Raw genomic sequence first — 19,358 nt, 5'->3', positions numbered from 1 at the left:
CGAACATTCCCGGAAGCGCCCCTCGTCCGCACGGGATGCCGCCGGTGTAGGTGAATCGCAAAACGCGCACTACGCTCAAAACGTCGTCCACCCTGCGGTTCACACCCGATGCCGCAGAGAAAGCACTCACAGTGGAGGTTGCGTGGGACCCACAACAATCGCCGTGCAGCGAAAACGACCCTGGGTGGTCGCTTTCCTCGGCATCCTCATGGCGCTGACCGCGTTCCTGGTACTGCCTCCGTCATCCGCTTCGGCGGAGACCTCCGACGACGAGCAGGAGGTGACGGACTTCTACTTCGCCGGGGTCATCACCTTCGACGACGAGCCTGTCGAGGGCGTCGTCATGCAGATCGAAGGCAACGGATTCAAGGGTGAGACCGAGACCGACGTCGACGGCAAGTGGCGGCTGTACGTGCCCGAGAAGGACAAGTACACGCTCACCGTCGATGAGAAGACCCTTCCGGACGGCGTGATCGTCGACGCGAGTCTGCTGCCGGAGGGCACGCAGCCCATCGCCGGCACGACAGCCTCGTTCGAGGTCGAGTTCGGCCTCACCGGCACCAAGATCATGAACCTGTTCCTCGGCGAGGGGCAGCGGATCACCGTCTCGTTCCTCGATCAGCTGCTCTCGCGACTCGTCGGCGGCCTGAACTTCGGTCTGCTCCTCGCGCTCGCCTCGATGGGCGCGGCCCTGATCTACGGCACCACCCGGCTGTCGAACTTCGCCCACGCCGAGATGGTCACCTGGGGCGGCCTCGTCGCCCTGGTGACGACCACGTTCTGGCAGCTTCCGCTGTGGGTCGGCATCATCGCGGCGGTGATCGGCGGAGGCCTCTTCGGCTGGGCCCTGGATGCCGGCATCTGGCGGCCGCTGCGGCGGCGCGGTCTCGGTGTCGTGCAGCTCATGATCGTCAGCATCGGCCTCTCGCTGGCGCTCCGCTACGCGTTCCAGTACCTGATCGGCGGTGGTACGCGGCAGCTTCCCGGTGCCAGCCCCGCCCCGATCCAGTTCGGTCCGATCTCGCTGTCGTACATCGACATGATCGGCATGGGCGTGAGCATCATCGTGATCCTCGGCGTCGCCTTCTTCCTGACGCGCACCCGCATCGGCAAGGCGACCCGCGCGATCTCGGACAACCCGCAGCTCGCCGCGGCATCCGGCATCGACGTCGACAAGGTGGTCCGCTACGTGTGGATCCTCTCCGGCACGCTGGCGGCGATCTCCGGCATCCTCTGGGCGTACTTCCGCCCCGGCGTGAAGTGGGACATGGGCGCGCAGATGCTGCTGCTCATCTTCGCCGCGATCACGCTCGGCGGCCTCGGCACCGCGTTCGGTGCTCTCGTCGGCTCGCTCATCGTCGGTATCGCGGTCGAGGTCTCGACGCTCTGGATCCCCTCCGACCTGAAGTACGCGAGCGCCCTGGTCGTGCTCATCGTGATCCTCCTCGTCAGACCCCAGGGACTGCTGGGCCGCAGGGAAAGGTTGGGCTGACCGCCATGGACTTCGGAAGCATCTTCTCCAACACCGCCGTCTATCTGTTCAGCCCGGTCACCCTGGCGTACGCCCTGGCGGCGACAGGTCTCGCGATGCACTTCGGCTTCGCCGGCCTGCTCAACTTCGGTATGGCCGCGTTCATGGCGATCGGCGGCTACGGCTACGCCATCTCGGTGCTCACCTTCGGGCTCCCGTGGTGGATCGGCATGCTGATCGGTCTGCTCGGCGGCGCGCTCTTCGCGGTGCTGCTCGGCATCCCGACCCTGCGTCTGCGGGCCGACTACCTCGCGATCGCGACGATCGCGGCCGGTGAGATCGTGCGCCTGCTGTTCACCACGCAGGTCTTCGACGAGTACACCAACTCCGCCGACGGCCTCGCCCAGTTCAACGGCGGCTTCCGTGACGCGAACCCCTTCCCTGTCGGGACATACGGGTTCGGGCCGTGGACGTACAGCGCGGACGATCTCTGGAACCGCGTGTTCGGGCTGATCGTGCTCGTCGTCGCGATCCTGCTGGTGTGGGCGCTGATGCGCAGCCCGTGGGGCCGCGTGCTCAAGGGCATCCGCGAGGACGAGGACGCCGTGCGCTCGCTCGGCAAGAACGTCTTCGCCTACAAGATGCAGGCGCTCATCGTCGGCGGCGTCATCGGCGCGGCGGGCGGGATCGTGTTCGTCCTCCCCTCTGCCGTCGTCCCCGGCAGCTACACGACCTCGCTGACGTTCTTCCTGTGGACGGTCCTCCTCCTCGGCGGCGCGGCCACCGTGATCGGGCCGACGCTCGGAGCGATCCTCTTCTGGGTCGTGTTCGCCTTCATGGCGAACCTGCTGCCGGCGATGGCGAAATCGGGGATCCTGCCGATGTCCGACAGCCAGGCCTCGACGCTGGTGTTCATCTTCATCGGCATCGCGCTGATGCTGCTCGTGATCTTCCGCCCCCAGGGCATCCTCGGCGACAAGAGGGAGATGACCTTTGTCAAGTGAACTGACCCCCGAGGCGGTCCCCGAGGGGACCGCCGCCCCGGCCACCGGGAGCATCCGTCGGCCGAAGACCACGGGCCTGACCACGGGCGAAGTGAAGCCCGGCGTGGCGAAGGTCGATCCGATCCTCATCGCCGACGGCGTGGAGCGGCGCTTCGGCGGACTCACCGCCGTCGACGTGGACCACCTCGAGATCCCGCGCGGCGCGATCACGGCGCTCATCGGTCCCAACGGCGCCGGCAAGACGACGCTGTTCAACCTGCTCTGCGGCTTCGACAAGCCCAACAGCGGCACCTGGTCGTTCGACGGAAAGAACCTCTCCGGCGTGCCGTCCTTCAAGGTCGCGCGGATGGGGCAGGTCCGCACGTTCCAGCTGACCAAGTCGCTGTCGCTGCTGACGGTGCTCGAGAACATGAAGCTCGGTGCCCCCGGCCAGCGCGGCGAAGGGTTCTGGTCGAGCCTGTTCCCGTTCCTGTGGCGCAAGCAGGACACCGAGATCGAGGCCAAGGCCCGCGACCTTCTGGCGCGGTTCAAGCTCGACGCCAAGGAGCAGGACTTCGCAGCCTCGCTCTCGGGAGGGCAGCGCAAGCTGCTCGAGATGGCCAGGGCGCTGATGAGCGACCCGACGCTGGTCATGCTGGACGAGCCGATGGCCGGGGTGAACCCCGCGCTCACGCAGTCGCTGCTCGACCACATTCTCGATCTCAAGGGCCTCGGCATGACCGTGCTGTTCGTCGAGCACGACATGCACATGGTCCGCCACATCGCCGACTGGGTCGTGGTCATGGCCGAAGGACGCGTCGTCGCAGAAGGACCGCCGGACGAGGTCATGGCGGACCCCGCCGTGATCGACGCCTACCTCGGCGCCCACCAGGACGTCGACCTCGGCGCCGTGACCGGCCGCATCCCCGTGATCTCGGAGATCGACCCGGTGAGCTTCCGCGAACAGGTCGAGGCCGAGGTCGAGGCCGAGGAATCCGCCGACGACGCCGAGGAGAAGAAGGCATGACCGACCAGACGCCTGTCCGGAACGAGATCAAGAACGACGACGTCATCGTGGAGCTGAAGGACGTGCACGCGGGCTACCTGCCCGGCGTGAACATCCTCAACGGAGCGAACCTCGTCGCGCACAAGGGCGAGCTGATCGGCATCATCGGCCCGAACGGTGCCGGCAAGTCCACTCTGCTGAAGGCGATCTTCGGCATGGTGAACGTGCGCGAGGGTGATGTCACGCTCCACGGTGAGAGCATCGTGGGACTCAAGGCCGACAAGCTCGTCAAGCGCGGCGTGGCCTTCGTCCCTCAGACCAACAACGTCTTCCCGTCGCTCTCCATCGAGGAGAACCTCCAGATGGGGCTCTACCAGAACCCCAAGATCTACGCCGAGCGTCTGGAGTTCGTCAGCAGCATCTTCGCCGAGCTCGGCAAGCGGCTCAAGCAGCGTGCCGGTTCGCTGTCCGGCGGTGAGCGGCAGATGGTGGCGATGTCGCGCGCGCTCATGATGGATCCGTCGGTGCTGCTGCTCGACGAGCCATCCGCCGGCCTCTCCCCCGTGCGCCAGGATGACGCGTTCATCCGCGTCTCCGACATCAACAAGGCCGGCGTCACGACGATCATGGTCGAGCAGAACGCCCGGCGCTGCCTGCAGATCTGCGACCGCGGCTACGTGCTCGACCAGGGACGGGACGCCTACGAGGGCACCGGTCGCGACCTCCTCAACGACCCCAAGGTCATCGGCCTGTACCTCGGCACGCTCGGCACCGAAGACGCCGCCTGACGCGGAAGAGAAGAGGGGCGGATGCTGCGGCATCCGCCCCTCTTCCGTGCCAGGACGCTTCGACAGGCTCAGCGACCCAGAGGGCTGGGTCCCTGAGCCTGTCGAAGGGCTGAGCCTGTCGAAGGGCCGAGCGCACGACGAAGGCCCCGGATGCTGAGCATCCGGGGCCTTCGCGTGTGATCAGTTCGTGCGGGTGATCAGGTTGTCCGCACCGTACTTGTAGGTACCGATCGAGGCACCCTGCGGGTCGCCGTTCTCGTCGAACGTGACCTCGCCGGAGTAGCCGTCGTAGTCGGCCGTGCCACCGTCGTTGATGATCTTGGCGCAGTCAGCGAAGCTGGTGCACTTCTCACCGTCGCCGGTGCCGCCGGAGACCTCGGCCATCTTGGCCGCGATGTCCGCGCCCTCGGTGGAACCGGCCGCGAGCGACGCGAGAGCGACGAGGACGACGGCGTCGTATGCCTCGGCGGCGTACGTGAAGTCGTTGACCTCGGGGTTGCCCTCACCGGTCCAGAACGTCTGCAGACGCTCGGTGAAGTCGTCTTCGAGCGCCGGGCCGGGCTTGGTGCCCTGCGCGCCCTCGAGCGAGAACGAGAAGTTCGTGTCGGGCGAGGAGCCGTAGTCCGACAGGTTTCCGTCGACCAGGTACCACTTGTCCGGCGTGATGCCGGCGTTCTGCAGCAGCGGGGCGATGGTCTTGAACTGGTCGAACGACACGATCGCGACGGCATCCGGGTTGGCTGCCTTGATCGTCTCGACCTGAGCGTCGAACTGACCGTCACCGACGTTGTACGAGGCGTCGGCGACGACCTCGCCACCCGCGCCCTCGAAGGTCGACTTGATGTTGTCGAACAGACCCGTGCCGTAGGCGTCGTTCTGGTAGATGACGCCGAGGGTCTTGTGTCCGTCTTCGGCGATCAGGTTGCCGAGGACCTCGCCCTGCAGCAGGTCGCTGGGAGCGGTGCGGAAGTAGAGTCCCTTGTCGTCCCAGTCGGTGAAGTCGGGGCCGGTGTTCGACGCCGAGATCTGCAGGATGCCGGCGCTCACGTTGCCGTCGAGGATGAGGCGGGAGACGCCGGATGCCGCAGCGCCGACGATGGCGGTGACGCCCGCGCCCTGGAGCTTGGTGATCGAGGTCTCGTACGCCTTCGTGTCGGTGTCGCCCTCGTCTTCGGCGGTCAGGTCGATGGTGACGCCTGCGGCGGCCTCGTTGACCTCGGAGACGGCGAGTCCGACGCCCGACTCCATGGGCGGGCCGAGGAACGACAGCGAACCGGTCTGCGGCAGCAGAGACCCGAGCTTGAGTGTCAGGTCGGCGGCCGGCTTGTCGTCGCCTTCGGAGGGCGAGCCCTCCGGAGTGCTGCTGCAGCCGGCGATGACCATTGCGGATGCGCTGAGAAGCGCGATCCCTGCGAAGACCTTCGCGCTGCGCGAACCCTTCAGTGCGTTCATGATGCTCCCTTGCGTAACTGAACGTGGATTGTGACCACGCTCGGGTGCTCTAACACTAGAGCGTGGGACACGCCGTCAGGGGTCGCTAGTGTTTCGGTGCGTTAACGATCCGACACCGAGTCCGGCCTGCGACAGGACCGGGGATCAGACCGGTTCGGGCTCGGCGGCGGCGCGGCCCCGGCGAGCGGCCAGGATGAGGTCCACCACGAAGACGATGATCGCGATCCACACGATGATGAATCCGGCCCATCGCTCGGCCGGCATCGGCTCCCCGAGGACCACGACGCCGAGGATGAACTGCATCACCGGGGTGACGAACTGGATCATGCCGATCACCGTGAGGTCGATGCGTCGTGTGCCCGCCGCGAAGAGCAGCAGCGGAACGGCCGTGACGACGCCGGCGAACCCGAGCACCAGGGCGTGACCCCAGCCGTTCGCCCCCATCGTGATTCCGGCGGGCGTCTGCGCGACGATGATCAGCTGCACGACGGCGATCGGGATCAGCCAGAACGACTCCAGCGTCAGCCCGCTCACCGCGTCGACGGCCGGACCGATCTTCTTCTTGATCAGCCCGTAGACGCCGAACGACGCCGTCAGCGACAGCGCGATCCAGGGGAACGAGCCGTAGGCGACGACGATCACGACGACCGCGATCGCGGCGATGGCGATGGCTGCCCATTGCAGACGGCGGATGCGCTCCTTGAGCACGAAGACGCCGAGCAGCACGGTGGTGATCGGGTTGATGAAGTAGCCGAGGCTGGTCTCGACGACGTGGCCGGTGAGCGTGCCGAGCACGAACACCTGCCAGTTGACGTAGATGAGGAGGCCGGCCAGCGCCGTCCAGCCCAAGAGCTTCGGCTGCCGCAGGATCACACCGAAGGCGGCCCATCCGCGCGTCACCGTCAGCAGCAGGAGGCAGAAGACCAGCGACAGCAGCACTCGCCAGGCGACGACCTCCCACGGCCCGGTCGGCACGAGGAGGAGGAAGTAGAGCGGGAGGATGCCCCAGAGCAGATAGGCGCCGCCGGCGTAGGCGACTCCGGCGGTCCGAGTGGCGCGGGTCGTCTCAGAGGGCACTGCACAACCCTATGCCGCGCGACAGTCCGCGGACGCCACATGGCCATGGACCGAAGGAGTCCGGCAGGAAACCGACGCCGTCTGGCGGAAAGCAGAAGGGACCCGGATGCCGAAGCATCCGAGTCCCTTCCGAGGAACGCTGGTTCAGCGGACGACGACCGCGAGCACGTCGCGGGCCGACAGGACGAGGTACTCGTCTGCGCCGAACTTCACCTCGGTGCCGCCGTACTTGCTGTACAGGACACGGTCGCCGACGGCGACGTCGATCGGAACGCGGTTGCCGTTGTCGTCGATGCGGCCGGGGCCGACAGCCACGACCTCGCCCTCCTGGGGCTTCTCCTTGGCGGTGTCGGGGATGACCAGGCCACTCGCGGTGGTCTGCTCGGCCTCGACCTGCTGGATGACGATGCGGTCCTCGAGCGGCTTGATGGAAACCGACACGGTCTACCTCTTCTTTCTTGACGCTGACACGAAAGACTTGTTCGCACTCTCAACCCGAGAGTGCTAATCCAGTCTATGCGCTCGGCTGGCACTCATGCAATGCGAGTGCCAATGCCACCCGCCGGCTCGGCGACGGGGGCGGGGGAATTAGGCTGAGGGCGTGGAGATGTCCGAGCTGCGAGCCCTGCTGACCCCCGAGGGGCTCGAGCTGCTCGATGAGCTGGGCGCCCTCGACTCGACCGCCGAGGTCGCTCGCGCCGTCTCCCGTCTGCGCGCGGCAGGGCACTCTCCCGATCTGGTCTCCGCCGTGGTCGGTCAGGCGCACCTGCGCTCCAAGGCGACGGCGAAGTTCGGCGCGTTCGCCGGTCGGATGCTGTTCACCCGCGCGGGGCTCGAGCAGGCCACCCGGCTCGCCGTCGCCGCGCGGCACGCGCAGCGCATCCGCAGCGTCGGCATCACGCGGGTCGCCGACCTCGGCTGCGGCATCGGCGGCGACGCCCTCGCCTTCGCCGGCGCGGGACTCGACGTGCTCGCGGTCGACGCCGACGAGGTCACCTCGGTGATCGCCGCCTACAACCTCGCCCCGTTCGGGGATTCCGCGGTCGTCCGCCACGGCACGGCGGAGGACGCTCTCGACGTGCCCGGCGAGACACCCGGCGCCGTCTGGATGGACCCCGCGCGGCGCACCGCCGGCCACAGCGAGACGCGACGCGTGTCCGCCGACGACTACTCCCCCTCCCTCGACTGGGCCTTCGACGTCGCCGCACGGATGCCGACGGGCATCAAGCTCGGCCCCGCGCACGACCGCGACGCGCTCCCGTCCGACAGCGAGGCGCAGTGGGTGAGCGCCGACGGCAGCGTGGTCGAGCTGGTGGTGTGGAGCGGTGCTCTCGCGCGCGAAGGCGTGCGTCGTGCGGCCCTCGTGATCCGCGGCGAGCGCTCGCACGAGCTGACCTCCGGCGCAGACGCCGACGATGCTCCGGTCCGCGAGCTCGGCGCATTCCTGCACGAACCGGACGGGGCGGTCATCCGTGCGCGGCTCATCGGCGACGTCGCGCGGAGCCTCGATGCGGGGATGCTCGACGAGCACATCGCCTACCTGACGTCGGATGCCGCGGTGACGAGCCCGTTCGTGCAGTCGTTCCGCGTGCGGGAGACCATGCCGGCCACGCCCAAGGCGATCAACGCCGTGCTGAAGGCGAACGGGATCGGCCGGCTCGAGATCAAGAAGCGCGGGGTCGACGTCGATCCCGCGGCCTTCCGCAGGAAGCTCACACTGCGCGGCGACGCGGAGGCCACGCTGATCCTCGTGCGGGTGGGCGACCAGCGCCGTGCGATCCTCGCCGACCGCGTTCCCGCCGCGGCCTGAGCGCCGTCACTCGCCGGGATCGTCCGGCGGAGCCTCGACGCGGATCGGATCGCCCGGAGGGGACTCGATGCGGACCGTGTCGCCGGGGGAAGAGGGCGACGTGAACGAGGAGTCCCTCGTGATGGTGAGGAACGGCGTCTGGTTCTGCGTGTTCTGCACGCCGATCGTCCAGGAGACGGGGACCCCGCCGTCGACCCCGTCGACCACCGCGAAGAGCCCCGCACCGGGCAGGTCGAAGGTCGTGCTGCACACCGGGCGCTCCTTCGGGGCGTCGATGATCATGCACTGCTCGAACGAGGTCGCGTCATCGCCGTCGGCGAACCGGGACCCCAGCCACACCGGCTCGTCCTGGAAGTAGCCGACCAGCGACAGACCCATCGAGAACCCCTGCTCGAACAGCTCCGTCGCCCTGGCGCGTTCGTCGCCCTGGAACTGGTTCACCATCGTGAGGTTCGGCGTCCACCGCTGGATCGAGACCATGGGCTCGCCCGTCGTGGAGAACATCATGTAGACGTTCACGCTGGTGCCCGAGGCGACGGCGGGATCGGCATCCGCATCGACGGTGTCCGGCACCATCACGAACGTCGACAACCCGAACGGACCGACGGCGTCGCGGTCCTCACAGGAGTCGGACGACGCCTCCTGCACATCCATCACCACGCAGATCAGTCGTCCGTCCTCTCTCGTGCCGTACCAGACCAGGGCGTCGTCGTCCTGCCCGACCGCGCGCAGCGTGCCCGGGTCGTATTCGCCCTGCTCGTACAGTTCGAGTCGCCGCTGCTGCTGCTCCTCGGTGAGAGGGATGACCTCGGGGCGCTGAGCGAAGAGCGCCCAGCCCGCGCCCACGCCGATCGCGAGCAGCAGCGCCGAGGCCGCGGCCACCAGCCCCCACCGGCGTCGAGGAACCGCGAGCCACGCGCTGCGCCGCCGCTCGCCACCCATCTCGGCGGTGCTTCCCTTCTCGGCGGCGGGGCGGGCGGTGCCGTCGGTGCCCGCGAACGGTTCCTGCGCCTCGGCGCCGGGCGGCACGGCGGCCCCGAGCGAAGCCGTCGCAGCTGTGCCCTGCGGCACGTGCTCGCGATCGATGAGCGTCGGCGGCTCGGCAGCGCGTGCCGGCAACGGCGGCGTCGTCGAGAGCATCAGCGCCGGCCGCGCGTCCTCGAGCTCGCGCAGCCGTCGCGCCTCGGCATCCGTCAGTCCGCCGGCGCGCCCGTAGGCCTTCCGCTGCAGTCTCCCCCGCTCCTCGGAGTCAGTCTCCCCCGGCACCGACCTCACCCCGCTCCCGGGTGATCACGAGGGCTGACGGTCCGTGCGGCGAGAACTCGAAGGTGGTCGTCGTGCCCGTCTGCGGATCGACGACGTTCAGGACGAGCCCCGCGCCCTGTTCCACGATGGTCTGCGGGTCGGCGCACACCATCGGAGACGGAGAGAGGGAGCCGTCGTAGATGAGACATGCCCCCGGTGAGTCGAGCTGCATCGCGCTCCAGATCGGCACATCGCCGTCGTAGCCGGCCACCCAGATCGAACGCGGGTCGAACCCCTCGTCGGCGAGCTTCTCCGCGATGCGCGTCTCGTTCTCGTTCGCGTAGATCATGCCGGCGGATCCCGAGCTGTAGTCGTAGCTGCTGACGGCGACGGCGGGTTCCCCCGATGCGGCGAACAGCAGCTGGGCGGAGACTTCGCGCTGCGTGACGCCGACGGAGTCGACGATGAGCGACCCGTACATGCCGGACTCGGCGACCATCTCGGTCAGCTGGCAGATCGGTGAGGTGCTCTCGCCGTCACCGAGGATCAGGCAGGTGCGCTGGCGCTCCTCCTTCGTCGCGGTCCAGACGACCACGCCCTCCTTCACGGCCAGGGCGCGGATCGACGACGGGTCGTAGTCGCCCTCGGCGGTCAGCGCGTTCTGCCACTCCTGCTGTTCGGCGGTGAGGGCGACCGCCGCGGCACGGCTCTGGCCGAACAGGAGCCATCCGATCCCGACGCCGCACAGGAGCACGACCACTGCCGCGAGCGCGATCCACCGCGCGGGTGCACGGCGCAGAGCAGGAGCGGATGCCGGAGCCTCGTCGACCGGCTCCCGGACGGCCGGGGAGGTCGCGGCGGGGGCGGGTTCCGTCGGCTCGACGGCTCCCGTGACGCGACTATCGGTGATGCTGCCCGCGGTGCCGGCGTCGACGGCTGTCTGTCCGCTCTCCGGTGCGACGCTCGACACCCCACGCTCGACCGCGCCTTCCTGCAGGCCGCGCAGTCGCGCGGCCTCGGCGTGCGAGAGCCCGCCGTCGCGCCCGTATGCCCGCGCCTGCAGTGCACGCATCTCCGCGAGCTCGTCGGCGTCCAGCATCCGGCTATCCGAGCCGCTCGAACTGCATACCGGCCCAGACGAGCCAGCCCAGGCTGTAGACCGTCGCGCAGAGGCCGAGCACCAGCGCCCAGCGGGCGATCGCGCGGCTCTCGACCGGCCGCCGCAGCGACATGATCGCGGCGATGACCGAGACGACCGCCACCGGGATGCCCCAGCCGACGAAGAAGGATGCGCCCAGCGCGACGATCGCGGCGAGGAGCGCCCACGGCGCCAGCCGGGTGTCGTCGATCACGGCGGTGTCCGTCGTGGGCTCCCACTCGGTGTCGTCGACGGCGTCGAGGTCGGGGCCGCTCACGACCACGGGCTCGATGCCGACCGGCCCGGTGGGGAGCTTGGCGTACCCGTCCCGGCGCGCGCCGGGGATCCTGGTCGCACCCGCCGGCTGCTCGACCTCGCCGCTGGGGCGCTCGATGCTCGGGCGTGGGGCCGGTGCGGTCCCTTCGGCGTCGGGGGTGCGCGGGAGATCGCTCATGCCGGAACCGCCTCCGCGACCTGGATCTCCGTCACCGGGAGCGTGGAGTCCGCCCCGAACGCGAGGGTCGACGGTCCGCGCCCCGAGGAGATCAGCTCGGCGGCCAGTGCCGCGATCATCGCGCCGTTGTCCGTGCACAGCGAGAGGGGCGGGATCCGCACGGTCACGCCGGCCGCCTCGGCACGCGCGAGGGCGACCTCGCGCAGGCGCCTGTTCGCGATGACCCCGCCGCCGAGCAGCAGCCGGGGAACACCGAGATCCGCGCAGGCGGCGAGGGCCTTCGTCACCAGCACGTCGACGACCGCTTCGCGGAAGCTCGCGGCGACATCGGCGACCGGGATGGCCGCGCCCCGGTTCACCTCGTCGGCCTCGAAGCCCTCCACCCAGCGGGCGACGGCGGTCTTCAGCCCCGAGAAGGAGAAGTCGTAGCGGTGCTTCGCCAGATCGGATGCGCGGGAGAGCCCCCGCGGGAAGCGGATCGCGTCGGGGTCGCCGTCGAGGGCCGCGCGGTCGATCTCCGGCCCGCCGGGATACGGCAGCGAGAGGAGTCTGGCCACCTTGTCGAAGGCCTCTCCGGCGGCATCGTCCATGGTCTCGCCGAGCAGCTCGACGTCGGTCGTGAGGTCGCGCACGTGCAGCAGCGAGGTGTGCCCGCCGGAGACCAGCAGTGCGATGGTCGGGTACTCCAGCGGTTCGGAGTCGGGGGTCAGGATGTCGGCGGCGATGTGGCCGACGAGGTGATTGACGGCATACAGCGGCTTGTCCAACGACACGGCGAGGCCCTTCGCCGCACCGACGCCGACCATGAGCGCGCCCGCGAGGCCCGGCCCGCTGGTGACCGCGACCGCATCGAGGTCGTCGAGTGTCACCCCGGCCTCGGCCAGTGCCGCGTCGATGGAGGGCTGCAGCGCCTCGAGGTGCGCCCGGGCGGCGACCTCGGGAACGACGCCGCCGAAGCGCGCGTGCTCGTCCATGCTCGAGGCGATCGTGTTGGAGAGCAGGGTGCGCCCGCGGACGATGCCGATACCGGTCTCGTCGCAGCTCGTCTCGATGCCGAGCACCAGAGGCTCACTCATGCGTTCGCCTCCTGCGGCTCATCGGCGGACAGCGGATGCCGGCGCAGGTCGCGTCGCATGACGATGGCGTCCACGTCGTCCGGCTGATAGTAACGAGGACGTCTGCCGATCTCCTCGAAGTGCTCCGCGAGATAGAGGCCTGCTGCCGCAGGGTTGTCCGCACGCACCTCGAGGAAGACCTCGCGCGCACCGCGCTCCCGTGCAGCCGCCAGCAGGGCACGCAGCAGAGCGCGTCCCCGTCCCTCGCCGCGATGCCCGGCGAGGAGGGCGATGGTCTGGATGTCGGCATCCGCGCTCCCCTGCAGCGCACGGATGCCGCCGTAGCCGATGACGACGCCGTCATGCTCGTCGATCAGGTACTGTCCGTGCGGACTGGCGAGCTCGGCGGCCATGGTCTCGGCGCTCCACGCATCCGTCGGGAACGAGCGGTTCTCGATCAGCATGATGGCGTCGAGGTCGGCAGGGATCGCGGGGCGGAGCGTCATGACCGGACCTTCTTGGGGGCCCCGGGCAGGGTGACGTCGGGATGGCGCATGTAGAGGGGCTCGTCACCCGCGAGCGAGCGCCCGGCGGCGAGCGCGCGGGCACCCACGCGTGCGAGGTCGGCACCGGAGAGCGTCGTGACGTCGACACGGCGGATGCCTGCGAGGTGCGCGTCGGCATCGACGGCCTTGACGAGGACGGTCTCGGCGACGACGCGCGGGATGCCGTCGGCATCCGCTCCGTCGAACACCGTGATCGCGACTTCGCGGCGGCGGGCATCGGTGACGATCGCGAAGGGGCCGGACTCGGTCTCGAGAGCGGTCAGCGCGGCTCCGAGGTGGCTGGGCACGGACACCACGGGGATGCGCCGGCCGAGCGCGAACGCGCGGGCAGCGGCGATGCCGATGCGCAGGCCGGTGAAGGGGCCGGGGCCCATGCCCGCGACGACATGCGTGATGTCCCCGGGGCCGGCCTCGGCGAGCACCTGGGCGAGCAGGACGCCGATGACCTCGGCGTGACCGAGAGGATCGACGGTCGCCGCCTCGGCGCGCCGGGTCCCGTCGGCGTCGATGAGGGCGACGGCGGTGCCCAGGGAGGTGTCGACGGCGAGGATCACCTCTCCAGGGTAGTCCGGCCCGCCGGGGGCACGCTCGTCGGCGCCTCGACCTCTGCGGCGGGCGCATCCGACGAGGTCGACAGTTTCCATCGGTCTCCGCCTGCCGCACGGGCGCGGACCGCCGCCGCTCCCGCCGCGGCGGCGAGCTCGTCGTAGTCGTATCCGGTGGAGGCGACCGTCGCCCAGCCGATGCTCGCCGACGCCCGGATGCCGTCGATGGAGTCGCCCCGCTCGATGGTCGAGATGCGGGTGAGGATGTCGCGCATGTGGAACCGGACCGCTTCCTCGCTCCCTCGGATGATGACGATCGCCCGGGTGTCGTCGATGCGGATGGCGTCTGCGGCAGCGGGAAGCGCGTCCTGGATGTCGTCGTGGAACCGGTCGGCGATCATCGCGAAAGTGGAGCCTGTCGATGCCTCACGCAGATCGGCGGGGTCGTCCAGGCGCACGTCGAGGAGCGACCACACCTGCTCGTTCTGGGCGCCGGCCTTCAGCAGCCGCCACCGGGCGCGCTCGATCGCGGCCTCGATCGCGGAGGGCGGTGTCGCCTCCGCCCTGACCATCAGCACCAAGGTGAAGGCGGCGCACGTGCTCAGCACGAGCGTTCCCACCGCGTTCATCCCGCGGAGCGTGCTGAGCTGCTCATCGGTGCTCACCCCCTGGTTCATGGCGGCGGCCACGGCTGCGGTGACCGCGACCACGATGAACGCGCACGAGGCCAGGGCGAGCGGGAGGAGGATGTCGCGTGGGCCCGGCTGCCGGCGCAGCAGCTCGTAGCCGACGAAGGCGGCGAAGACGCCGCTCACGACGAACACGGTGTGGAAGGTGAGCAGATACACCGGCGTCTTCGCCGTCAGCACCAGCAGCGACGGGACGATCGCCAGGTAGACCGCCACGGGCCACCAGACGACCCGCCGGCGCAGATGCATCCGCAGCCCGATCCAGACGAGCGGCTCGAAGCACAGCAGGAGGCCCGACGCGGCGGCTCTCATCAGGGGGTCCGACGTCTGGTTCCCGGCGAGCCAGAGATATGCGCCGAGCACGCCGAGCCCGAACGCGGCCCCCCAGGTGACGGTCGCCCTGCTGGGACGCGCCAGCGTCGCGAGGGTGAAGACCAGGGCGGCCAGGACCGTCACGACGGCGACCATGCTGGTCGTGATGTCGACGTGCACGGGCACGTGGGCGGGCACGATCATTCCAGGACCTCTTTCACTCGCCGCTGCGGAAAATGCAGGGTGACGGTCGTGCCGGCGCCGACTCCGCTCTCCACTCCGATGCTTCCTTCATGGGCCTCGATGATGCCCCGGGCGATGCCCATGCCGAGTCCGGTGCCCGCGATACCCGCCTGGACGGCGCGGTCGGTGCGGAAGTAGGGGTCGAACAGGCGCGGCAGCTCATCGGCGGCGATGCCCGTTCCGGTATCGCTGATGACCACTTCGGCCTGCCCGTCGGCCGCCGTGCCGAGGCGGACGTCGATTCGGCCGCCGGCCGGCGTGTACTTGACCGCGTTGCTGAGCAGGTTGTCGAGCACCTGCCGCAGCCGGAACGCGTCGCCGTAGATGACGAGGCTCTCCGCACCGCTGATCCCGAGCTCCTGGCGATTGCCGGAGATGAGGGGCGCATATGACGCCGCGGACGCCTCGACGACCTCGCGCAGATCGACGGGTTCGAACGGCTCCGCCGGCGCGCTCTTCGTCGTCTCCAACGTGCTCGCCACGAGACCCTCCATCCGCTCACCCGCGTTCGCGATGACCTCCAGCTGCGCGGTGACCTGTGGAGCGAGATCGTCGCGCTCCAGCAGCAGATCGACGTGGCCGATGATGGCCGTGAGCGGATTGCGCAGCTCGTGCGAGACCACGGCCGCCAGCGCGCGGCGCTCCTCGGCCGCCTCCAGCAGCTCGGTGATGTCGTCGATCACCACCAGCGTGACGTGCGCGCCTTCCGCCGCGGCGGCGATCGGCTGCGTGCTCACCTGAAGGGCGCGCCAGTGCCCCTCACTGTCGAAGAGCCAGACCCGCTCGTCGTGCAGGCGCTCGCCGTTCGCGGCGCGCGCCAGGGTCGTGCGGCCCGGCGGCACGGCGGCACCGCGCCGTCGGTCGTACTCGACCGCGGCCGACGCGAGCGTCTCGCCGAAGCGGCCTCGGCCGTACAACGCGCGGTAGGCGTCGTTCATCTGGAGGATCCGCCCGTCCCCGGCGACGACGACGAGAGCGACGCCCAGCGCGTCGATGATCTGGGTGACCCGGCGCTGGTTGGTCTCGGCCCGTTCGGCCGCGCGGTTCACCTGCTCCGAACGCCGCTCGAGAAGGCGTCGTGCGGCCCGTGCCCGCTGCGAGCCGATGCGCACCGTGACGCCGAGGAAGCTCAGCGTGATGATGACGGTGAGGACGCGCAGCAGCAGATCGGCGGTATCCCCCGTGCGCTCGGCGAAGAGCACGAGGCAGACCCCGCAGAAGGCCACCCCGGCGAGCACCCAGGGCATCGTGAAGTACGTGGCGAGCCACGTGACGGGGAAGACCCAGAGCAGTCCGAGCCGGATGTCGGGTGCACTCGTGGCGAACCCGACGGCGAGCGCGTCGAGCAGCGGAAGGACGGCCACCGCCCGGCGCGGGAGCCGGTGCCATGGCATGACGAAGGCCAGCAGCGTCGTGACGACGACGAGGGCCAGCGCCGCGATGAACAGCGGGATTCCCAGCGTCTCCGGCGTGAATGCGGTGATCATGACGACGATCGCCACGATGCTGGCTGTGAACACCAGCTGCCATCGCCAGATCGAGACCGTGCGGATCATCCTCGCCCGCCCTCCGGTCGATCCTCAGCTTTCACGCAAGATTACTCAAAGATCGGGTCACTGCGCTCTTCAGGCGGCCTCCCGGCTCTAACATCCTGAGTGGGGGCTGACTCTGCGACTGGGGATTCGCAGGCGCTGGGCCGCGCGAGTTAGGGGATTCGCAGGCGTCGGGGCCGCGGCTGGGGAGCCGCGGCCTCACCAGCAGACCTACCGCGTGTCGTCGTCCGCGGGGGTGAGACGGTAGCCCACGCCACGCACCGTCTCCACGTATCGCGGCTCCGCGGAGCTGTCGCCGATCTTGCGTCGCAGGTTCGCGATGTGCGTCTCGATGGCGCGCTTGTCGGGCTCGCTGACATGACCGGACACCCCGGGAGGGACGCCGCGCAGTCCGAGAGCCAGCTCGGCCTTGCTGCAGACCCTCCGCTGCGCCGTGAGAAGCGCCGCGAGCAGCTCGAACTCGGTCGGGGTGAGGTCGATCCGCCGCTGCCCCACCAGGACGATCCGGGTGTCGAGGTCGAGGCTGAGGTCGCGGTGCACCATCCCCCGCCACGTCAGCACCGTCGCGTCGGCGCTCGGTGCCGGTGGAGTGTCCGCCACGGTGCGGGCCGCCGGCACGCTGCGCGGGTCCTCGCTGCGCGGACGGCGGAGAAGCGCCTCGATCCTCGCCCGGAGCTCGCGCGGCCGGAACGGCTTGACCAGGTACTCGTCCGCGCCGGAGGTCAGCCCGAGCACGACATCTGACTCGTCCGCCAGCGCGGACAGCATGATGATGAACGTCGAACTGATCCGACGGATCCTGCGGGCGACCTCGAAGCCGTCGATCCCCGGAAGGTTGATGTCGAGCGTCGTGATGACGGGAGCGTGCTCCTCGATCGCGGCGATGCCCTCCAGGCCCGAGCCGGTCAGGACGGTCCGGAAGCCGGCAGCGCGGAACACCTCGTCGAGCAGCGACCTCACATCGGCATCGTCCTCGATGATCACGGCCACGAGAGCGCCGATGCTTCGCTCGCTCATGATGCCGCCTCCTTGCGGATCGTGACGACCCGCGGGGCGTCGGCATCCAGCTCCGACGGGTCGATGTCCTCGCCGCCCACCGGGCGCTCCAGCTCGATGTCCCACCACGAATCCGCGAGCTCCTCGGCCATCCCGCGGCCCCACTCGATCACGACCACCGACCGCGCGAGATCGAGATCGAGGTCGTCGAGCTCGGCGGCGGAGCCGAGGCGGTACGCGTCGACGTGCACGAGCGGTGCCCGCCCGACGAGGGACGGATGCGTGCGAGCGATCACGAAGGTCGGGCTCTGCACGGGTCCGCGCACGCCGAGGCCCTCCGCGAGTCCACGCGTGAACGTCGTCTTCCCCGCGCCGAGCGGACCGGTGAGGATGAGCAGATCTCCCGCCGCGAGCTGCTCGCCGATGCGCAGGCCGAGCTGCTCCATCTCCTCCGAGGTGGCGATCTCCCGGCGCCCGAGGAACGCGGTGTCGACGCTCATGATGCCCGCCGGGGCACCCGATGGCCGATGCGCGTGACGATCTCGTAGTTGATCGTGCCCGCGGCATCCGCCCACTCCGCGGCCGACGGCACGCCGAGCGTGGGGTCGCCGAACAGCACCACCTCGTCGCCGATCGAGACAGGGGTGTCGCCGACGTCGACGACGAACTGGTCCATCGCGACGCGCCCGACGTTCAGGAAGCGCCGCCCGGCGATCGACACCGGGAGCCTGCCGGAACCGCTGCGGGGGACACCGTCGGCGTACCCCAGCGGGACGAGCACCAGCGTGGTGTCGCGGTCGGTGCGGTGGTCGTAGCCGTACGAGACGCCGGAACCGGCGCTCACTCGGCGCACGGCCGCGATCGATCCGCGCAGGGTCATCGCGGGGCGCAGCCCCAGTTCGGAGGAGCGGCGATCGTCGAACGGCGAGAGTCCGTACAGCCCGATGCCGATGCGGACCGCGTCGAGGCGCATCTCGGGCAGGTCGATGGCCGCCGCAGTGGCCGCGATGTGCCGGATCTCCGGACGGATGCCGAAGGACGCCGCAGCGGCGACGCCTTCCTCGAATCTTGCGAGGGCCGCCCTGTCGTCCTCGGGCGAGGTGTTCGAGAGGTGGCTGAACAGGCCGACGATGCGCAGGCGCCCGATCCGCTCGAGCCGCGCCGCCTCCGCGAGCACCCGCGCCCAGTCCGCCGGGGCGATGCCGTTGCGCGAGAGTCCGGTCTCGAACTTCAGGTGCACGCCGACAGGTCGGTCGACGCTCGCCGCGGCCGCCGCGGCCTCGAGCTGATCGAAGGAGGAGATCCCGAGCTCGATGTTCTCGGCGGCGGCGCGCTCGAACCGCTCCCCCGGCGCATGCAGCCACGCCATGATCGGGGCGTGCACGCCCTGCCGGCGCAGCTCCAGCGCCTCGGGGATCTCGGCGACGCCGATGCGGGTGGCGCCGGCGGACAGGGCGGCGACGGCGGTGGCTGCCGCACCGTGGCCGTAGGCATTCGCCTTCACGACGGCGATGATCTCGACGCCGGTGAGTCGACGGAAGTGCCGCACGTTGTCGGCGATCGCATCGAGGTCGATGGTCGCTTCGCGGAACGGGACGGTCACAGTGGCGCTCCTTCGGCGACGACGAACGCGGCGGCGAGACCGGCGTCGTGGGTGAGGGTGAGGTGGAGCGTGAGGATGCCGCGCTCCTCGACGACGGCGGCCGTCGAACCCGAGAGGACGAAGTGCGGCTTGCCCGAGGACTCCGAGGCGATCTCGATCTCGGTCCAATGCACGCCGTCCGAACCGCCCAGCGCCTTGATCAGCGCTTCCTTCGCGGCGTAGCGCGCGGCGAGGGAGGGAAGGCGGAGAGCCCGCTCCGACGGCGCGAAGAGTCGCTCGCGCAGACGTGGCGTCCGCTCCATGGTCCGTTCGAACCGCGGGATGTCCACGAGGTCGATGCCGGTCCCGATGATCACCCGTTCAGCCTACCGA

Annotated in this window: 20 protein-coding genes; 5 read left to right on the top strand and 15 right to left on the bottom strand. The window is 69.7% G+C overall.

Features of this window, described 5'->3' with window-relative positions; genetic code table 11:
• The first annotated feature begins 184 nt into the window (after positions 1-184).
• From DC434_RS07140 to DC434_RS07125, 4 genes are read left to right on the top strand one after another with little or no spacing between them, the layout of a single operon-like run.
• A complete protein-coding gene (locus DC434_RS07140) occupies positions 185-1,492 on the top strand; it encodes a branched-chain amino acid ABC transporter permease (RefSeq protein WP_116634572.1) in 1,308 nt (435 codons plus the stop codon).
• A gap of 5 nt (positions 1,493-1,497) precedes the next feature.
• Positions 1,498-2,475 carry a branched-chain amino acid ABC transporter permease gene (locus DC434_RS07135; RefSeq protein ID WP_116634571.1) on the top strand — a complete coding sequence of 326 codons (978 nt, stop codon included), beginning with the start codon at positions 1,498-1,500 and terminating at the stop codon, positions 2,473-2,475.
• A gap of 52 nt (positions 2,476-2,527) precedes the next feature.
• Positions 2,528-3,481, top strand: a complete 954-nt coding sequence (locus DC434_RS07130) for an ABC transporter ATP-binding protein (RefSeq protein ID WP_116634779.1) — start codon at positions 2,528-2,530, stop codon at positions 3,479-3,481.
• The gene (locus DC434_RS07125; RefSeq protein ID WP_116634570.1) at positions 3,478-4,248 is read left to right on the top strand and encodes an ABC transporter ATP-binding protein; all 771 of its coding nucleotides are present in this window, start codon (positions 3,478-3,480) and stop codon (positions 4,246-4,248) included. Before DC434_RS07130 ends, DC434_RS07125 begins: the two co-directional genes overlap by 4 nt.
• A 180-nt stretch (positions 4,249-4,428) precedes the next feature.
• On the opposite strand, the gene DC434_RS07120 is transcribed toward DC434_RS07125, so the two are convergent.
• The 3 genes from DC434_RS07120 to groES all read right to left on the bottom strand — a co-directional run bounded on the left by DC434_RS07120 (position 4,429) and on the right by groES (position 7,218).
• Complete coding sequence (locus tag DC434_RS07120; protein ID WP_116634569.1) at positions 4,429-5,700, bottom strand: ABC transporter substrate-binding protein; 1,272 nt, start codon at positions 5,698-5,700, stop codon at positions 4,429-4,431.
• A gap of 144 nt (positions 5,701-5,844) precedes the next feature.
• Positions 5,845-6,777, bottom strand: coding sequence for an EamA family transporter RarD (gene rarD / locus DC434_RS07115; RefSeq protein WP_116634568.1), 933 nt, complete (start codon positions 6,775-6,777; stop codon positions 5,845-5,847).
• 144 nt (positions 6,778-6,921) lie between these two features.
• Positions 6,922-7,218 (bottom strand): co-chaperone GroES, encoded by a 297-nt coding sequence (gene groES / locus DC434_RS07110; protein WP_028502311.1) that lies wholly within the window; start codon positions 7,216-7,218, stop codon positions 6,922-6,924.
• 160 nt (positions 7,219-7,378) lie between these two features.
• On the opposite strand from groES, the gene DC434_RS07105 reads away from it, so the two are divergent.
• Positions 7,379-8,587, top strand: a complete 1,209-nt coding sequence (locus DC434_RS07105; RefSeq protein WP_116634567.1) for a class I SAM-dependent methyltransferase — start codon at positions 7,379-7,381, stop codon at positions 8,585-8,587.
• 6 nt (positions 8,588-8,593) lie between these two features.
• Here the strand turns inward: DC434_RS07105 and DC434_RS07100 are convergent, their stop codons facing one another.
• The 12 genes from DC434_RS07100 to DC434_RS07045 form a co-directional block, all read right to left on the bottom strand.
• The gene (locus DC434_RS07100) at positions 8,594-9,853 is read right to left on the bottom strand and encodes a hypothetical protein (protein ID WP_116634566.1); all 1,260 of its coding nucleotides are present in this window, start codon (positions 9,851-9,853) and stop codon (positions 8,594-8,596) included.
• Complete coding sequence (locus tag DC434_RS07095; RefSeq protein WP_116634565.1) at positions 9,837-10,931, bottom strand: hypothetical protein; 1,095 nt, start codon at positions 10,929-10,931, stop codon at positions 9,837-9,839. The genes DC434_RS07100 and DC434_RS07095 overlap by 17 nt, the downstream gene beginning before the upstream one ends.
• A 4-nt stretch (positions 10,932-10,935) precedes the next feature.
• Positions 10,936-11,424: a hypothetical protein gene (locus DC434_RS07090; RefSeq protein ID WP_116634564.1), complete on the bottom strand. Its 489-nt coding sequence runs from the start codon at positions 11,422-11,424 to the stop codon at positions 10,936-10,938.
• A complete protein-coding gene (tsaD, locus tag DC434_RS07085) occupies positions 11,421-12,500 on the bottom strand; it encodes a tRNA (adenosine(37)-N6)-threonylcarbamoyltransferase complex transferase subunit TsaD (protein WP_116634563.1) in 1,080 nt (359 codons plus the stop codon). Before tsaD ends, DC434_RS07090 begins: the two co-directional genes overlap by 4 nt.
• Complete coding sequence (rimI, locus tag DC434_RS07080) at positions 12,497-12,985, bottom strand: ribosomal protein S18-alanine N-acetyltransferase (RefSeq protein WP_116634562.1); 489 nt, start codon at positions 12,983-12,985, stop codon at positions 12,497-12,499. Before rimI ends, tsaD begins: the two co-directional genes overlap by 4 nt.
• Positions 12,982-13,599: a tRNA (adenosine(37)-N6)-threonylcarbamoyltransferase complex dimerization subunit type 1 TsaB gene (gene tsaB / locus DC434_RS07075; protein WP_116634561.1), complete on the bottom strand. Its 618-nt coding sequence runs from the start codon at positions 13,597-13,599 to the stop codon at positions 12,982-12,984. The genes rimI and tsaB overlap by 4 nt, the downstream gene beginning before the upstream one ends.
• Positions 13,596-14,795, bottom strand: a complete 1,200-nt coding sequence (locus DC434_RS07070) for a hypothetical protein (protein WP_243408847.1) — start codon at positions 14,793-14,795, stop codon at positions 13,596-13,598. Before DC434_RS07070 ends, tsaB begins: the two co-directional genes overlap by 4 nt.
• On the bottom strand, positions 14,792-16,390 hold the full coding sequence (locus DC434_RS07065) for a PAS domain-containing sensor histidine kinase (RefSeq protein ID WP_116634560.1): 1,599 nt from the start codon (positions 16,388-16,390) through the stop codon (positions 14,792-14,794). Before DC434_RS07065 ends, DC434_RS07070 begins: the two co-directional genes overlap by 4 nt.
• A gap of 207 nt (positions 16,391-16,597) precedes the next feature.
• Positions 16,598-17,404 (bottom strand): response regulator transcription factor, encoded by an 807-nt coding sequence (locus DC434_RS07060; protein ID WP_116634559.1) that lies wholly within the window; start codon positions 17,402-17,404, stop codon positions 16,598-16,600.
• Complete coding sequence (tsaE, locus tag DC434_RS07055) at positions 17,401-17,883, bottom strand: tRNA (adenosine(37)-N6)-threonylcarbamoyltransferase complex ATPase subunit type 1 TsaE (RefSeq protein WP_116634558.1); 483 nt, start codon at positions 17,881-17,883, stop codon at positions 17,401-17,403. Before tsaE ends, DC434_RS07060 begins: the two co-directional genes overlap by 4 nt.
• Positions 17,880-18,986: an alanine racemase gene (alr, locus tag DC434_RS07050; RefSeq protein WP_116634557.1), complete on the bottom strand. Its 1,107-nt coding sequence runs from the start codon at positions 18,984-18,986 to the stop codon at positions 17,880-17,882. The genes tsaE and alr overlap by 4 nt, the downstream gene beginning before the upstream one ends.
• Positions 18,983-19,342 carry a holo-ACP synthase gene (locus tag DC434_RS07045; RefSeq protein ID WP_116634556.1) on the bottom strand — a complete coding sequence of 120 codons (360 nt, stop codon included), beginning with the start codon at positions 19,340-19,342 and terminating at the stop codon, positions 18,983-18,985. The genes alr and DC434_RS07045 overlap by 4 nt, the downstream gene beginning before the upstream one ends.
• Between the last annotated feature and the right edge of the window lie 16 nt (positions 19,343-19,358).

The organism is Microbacterium sp. TPD7012 (assembly GCF_003075395.1).
Classification (GTDB): Bacteria; Actinomycetota; Actinomycetes; order Actinomycetales; family Microbacteriaceae; genus Microbacterium.
This window is presented reverse-complemented; position numbering and strand designations above follow the sequence as displayed.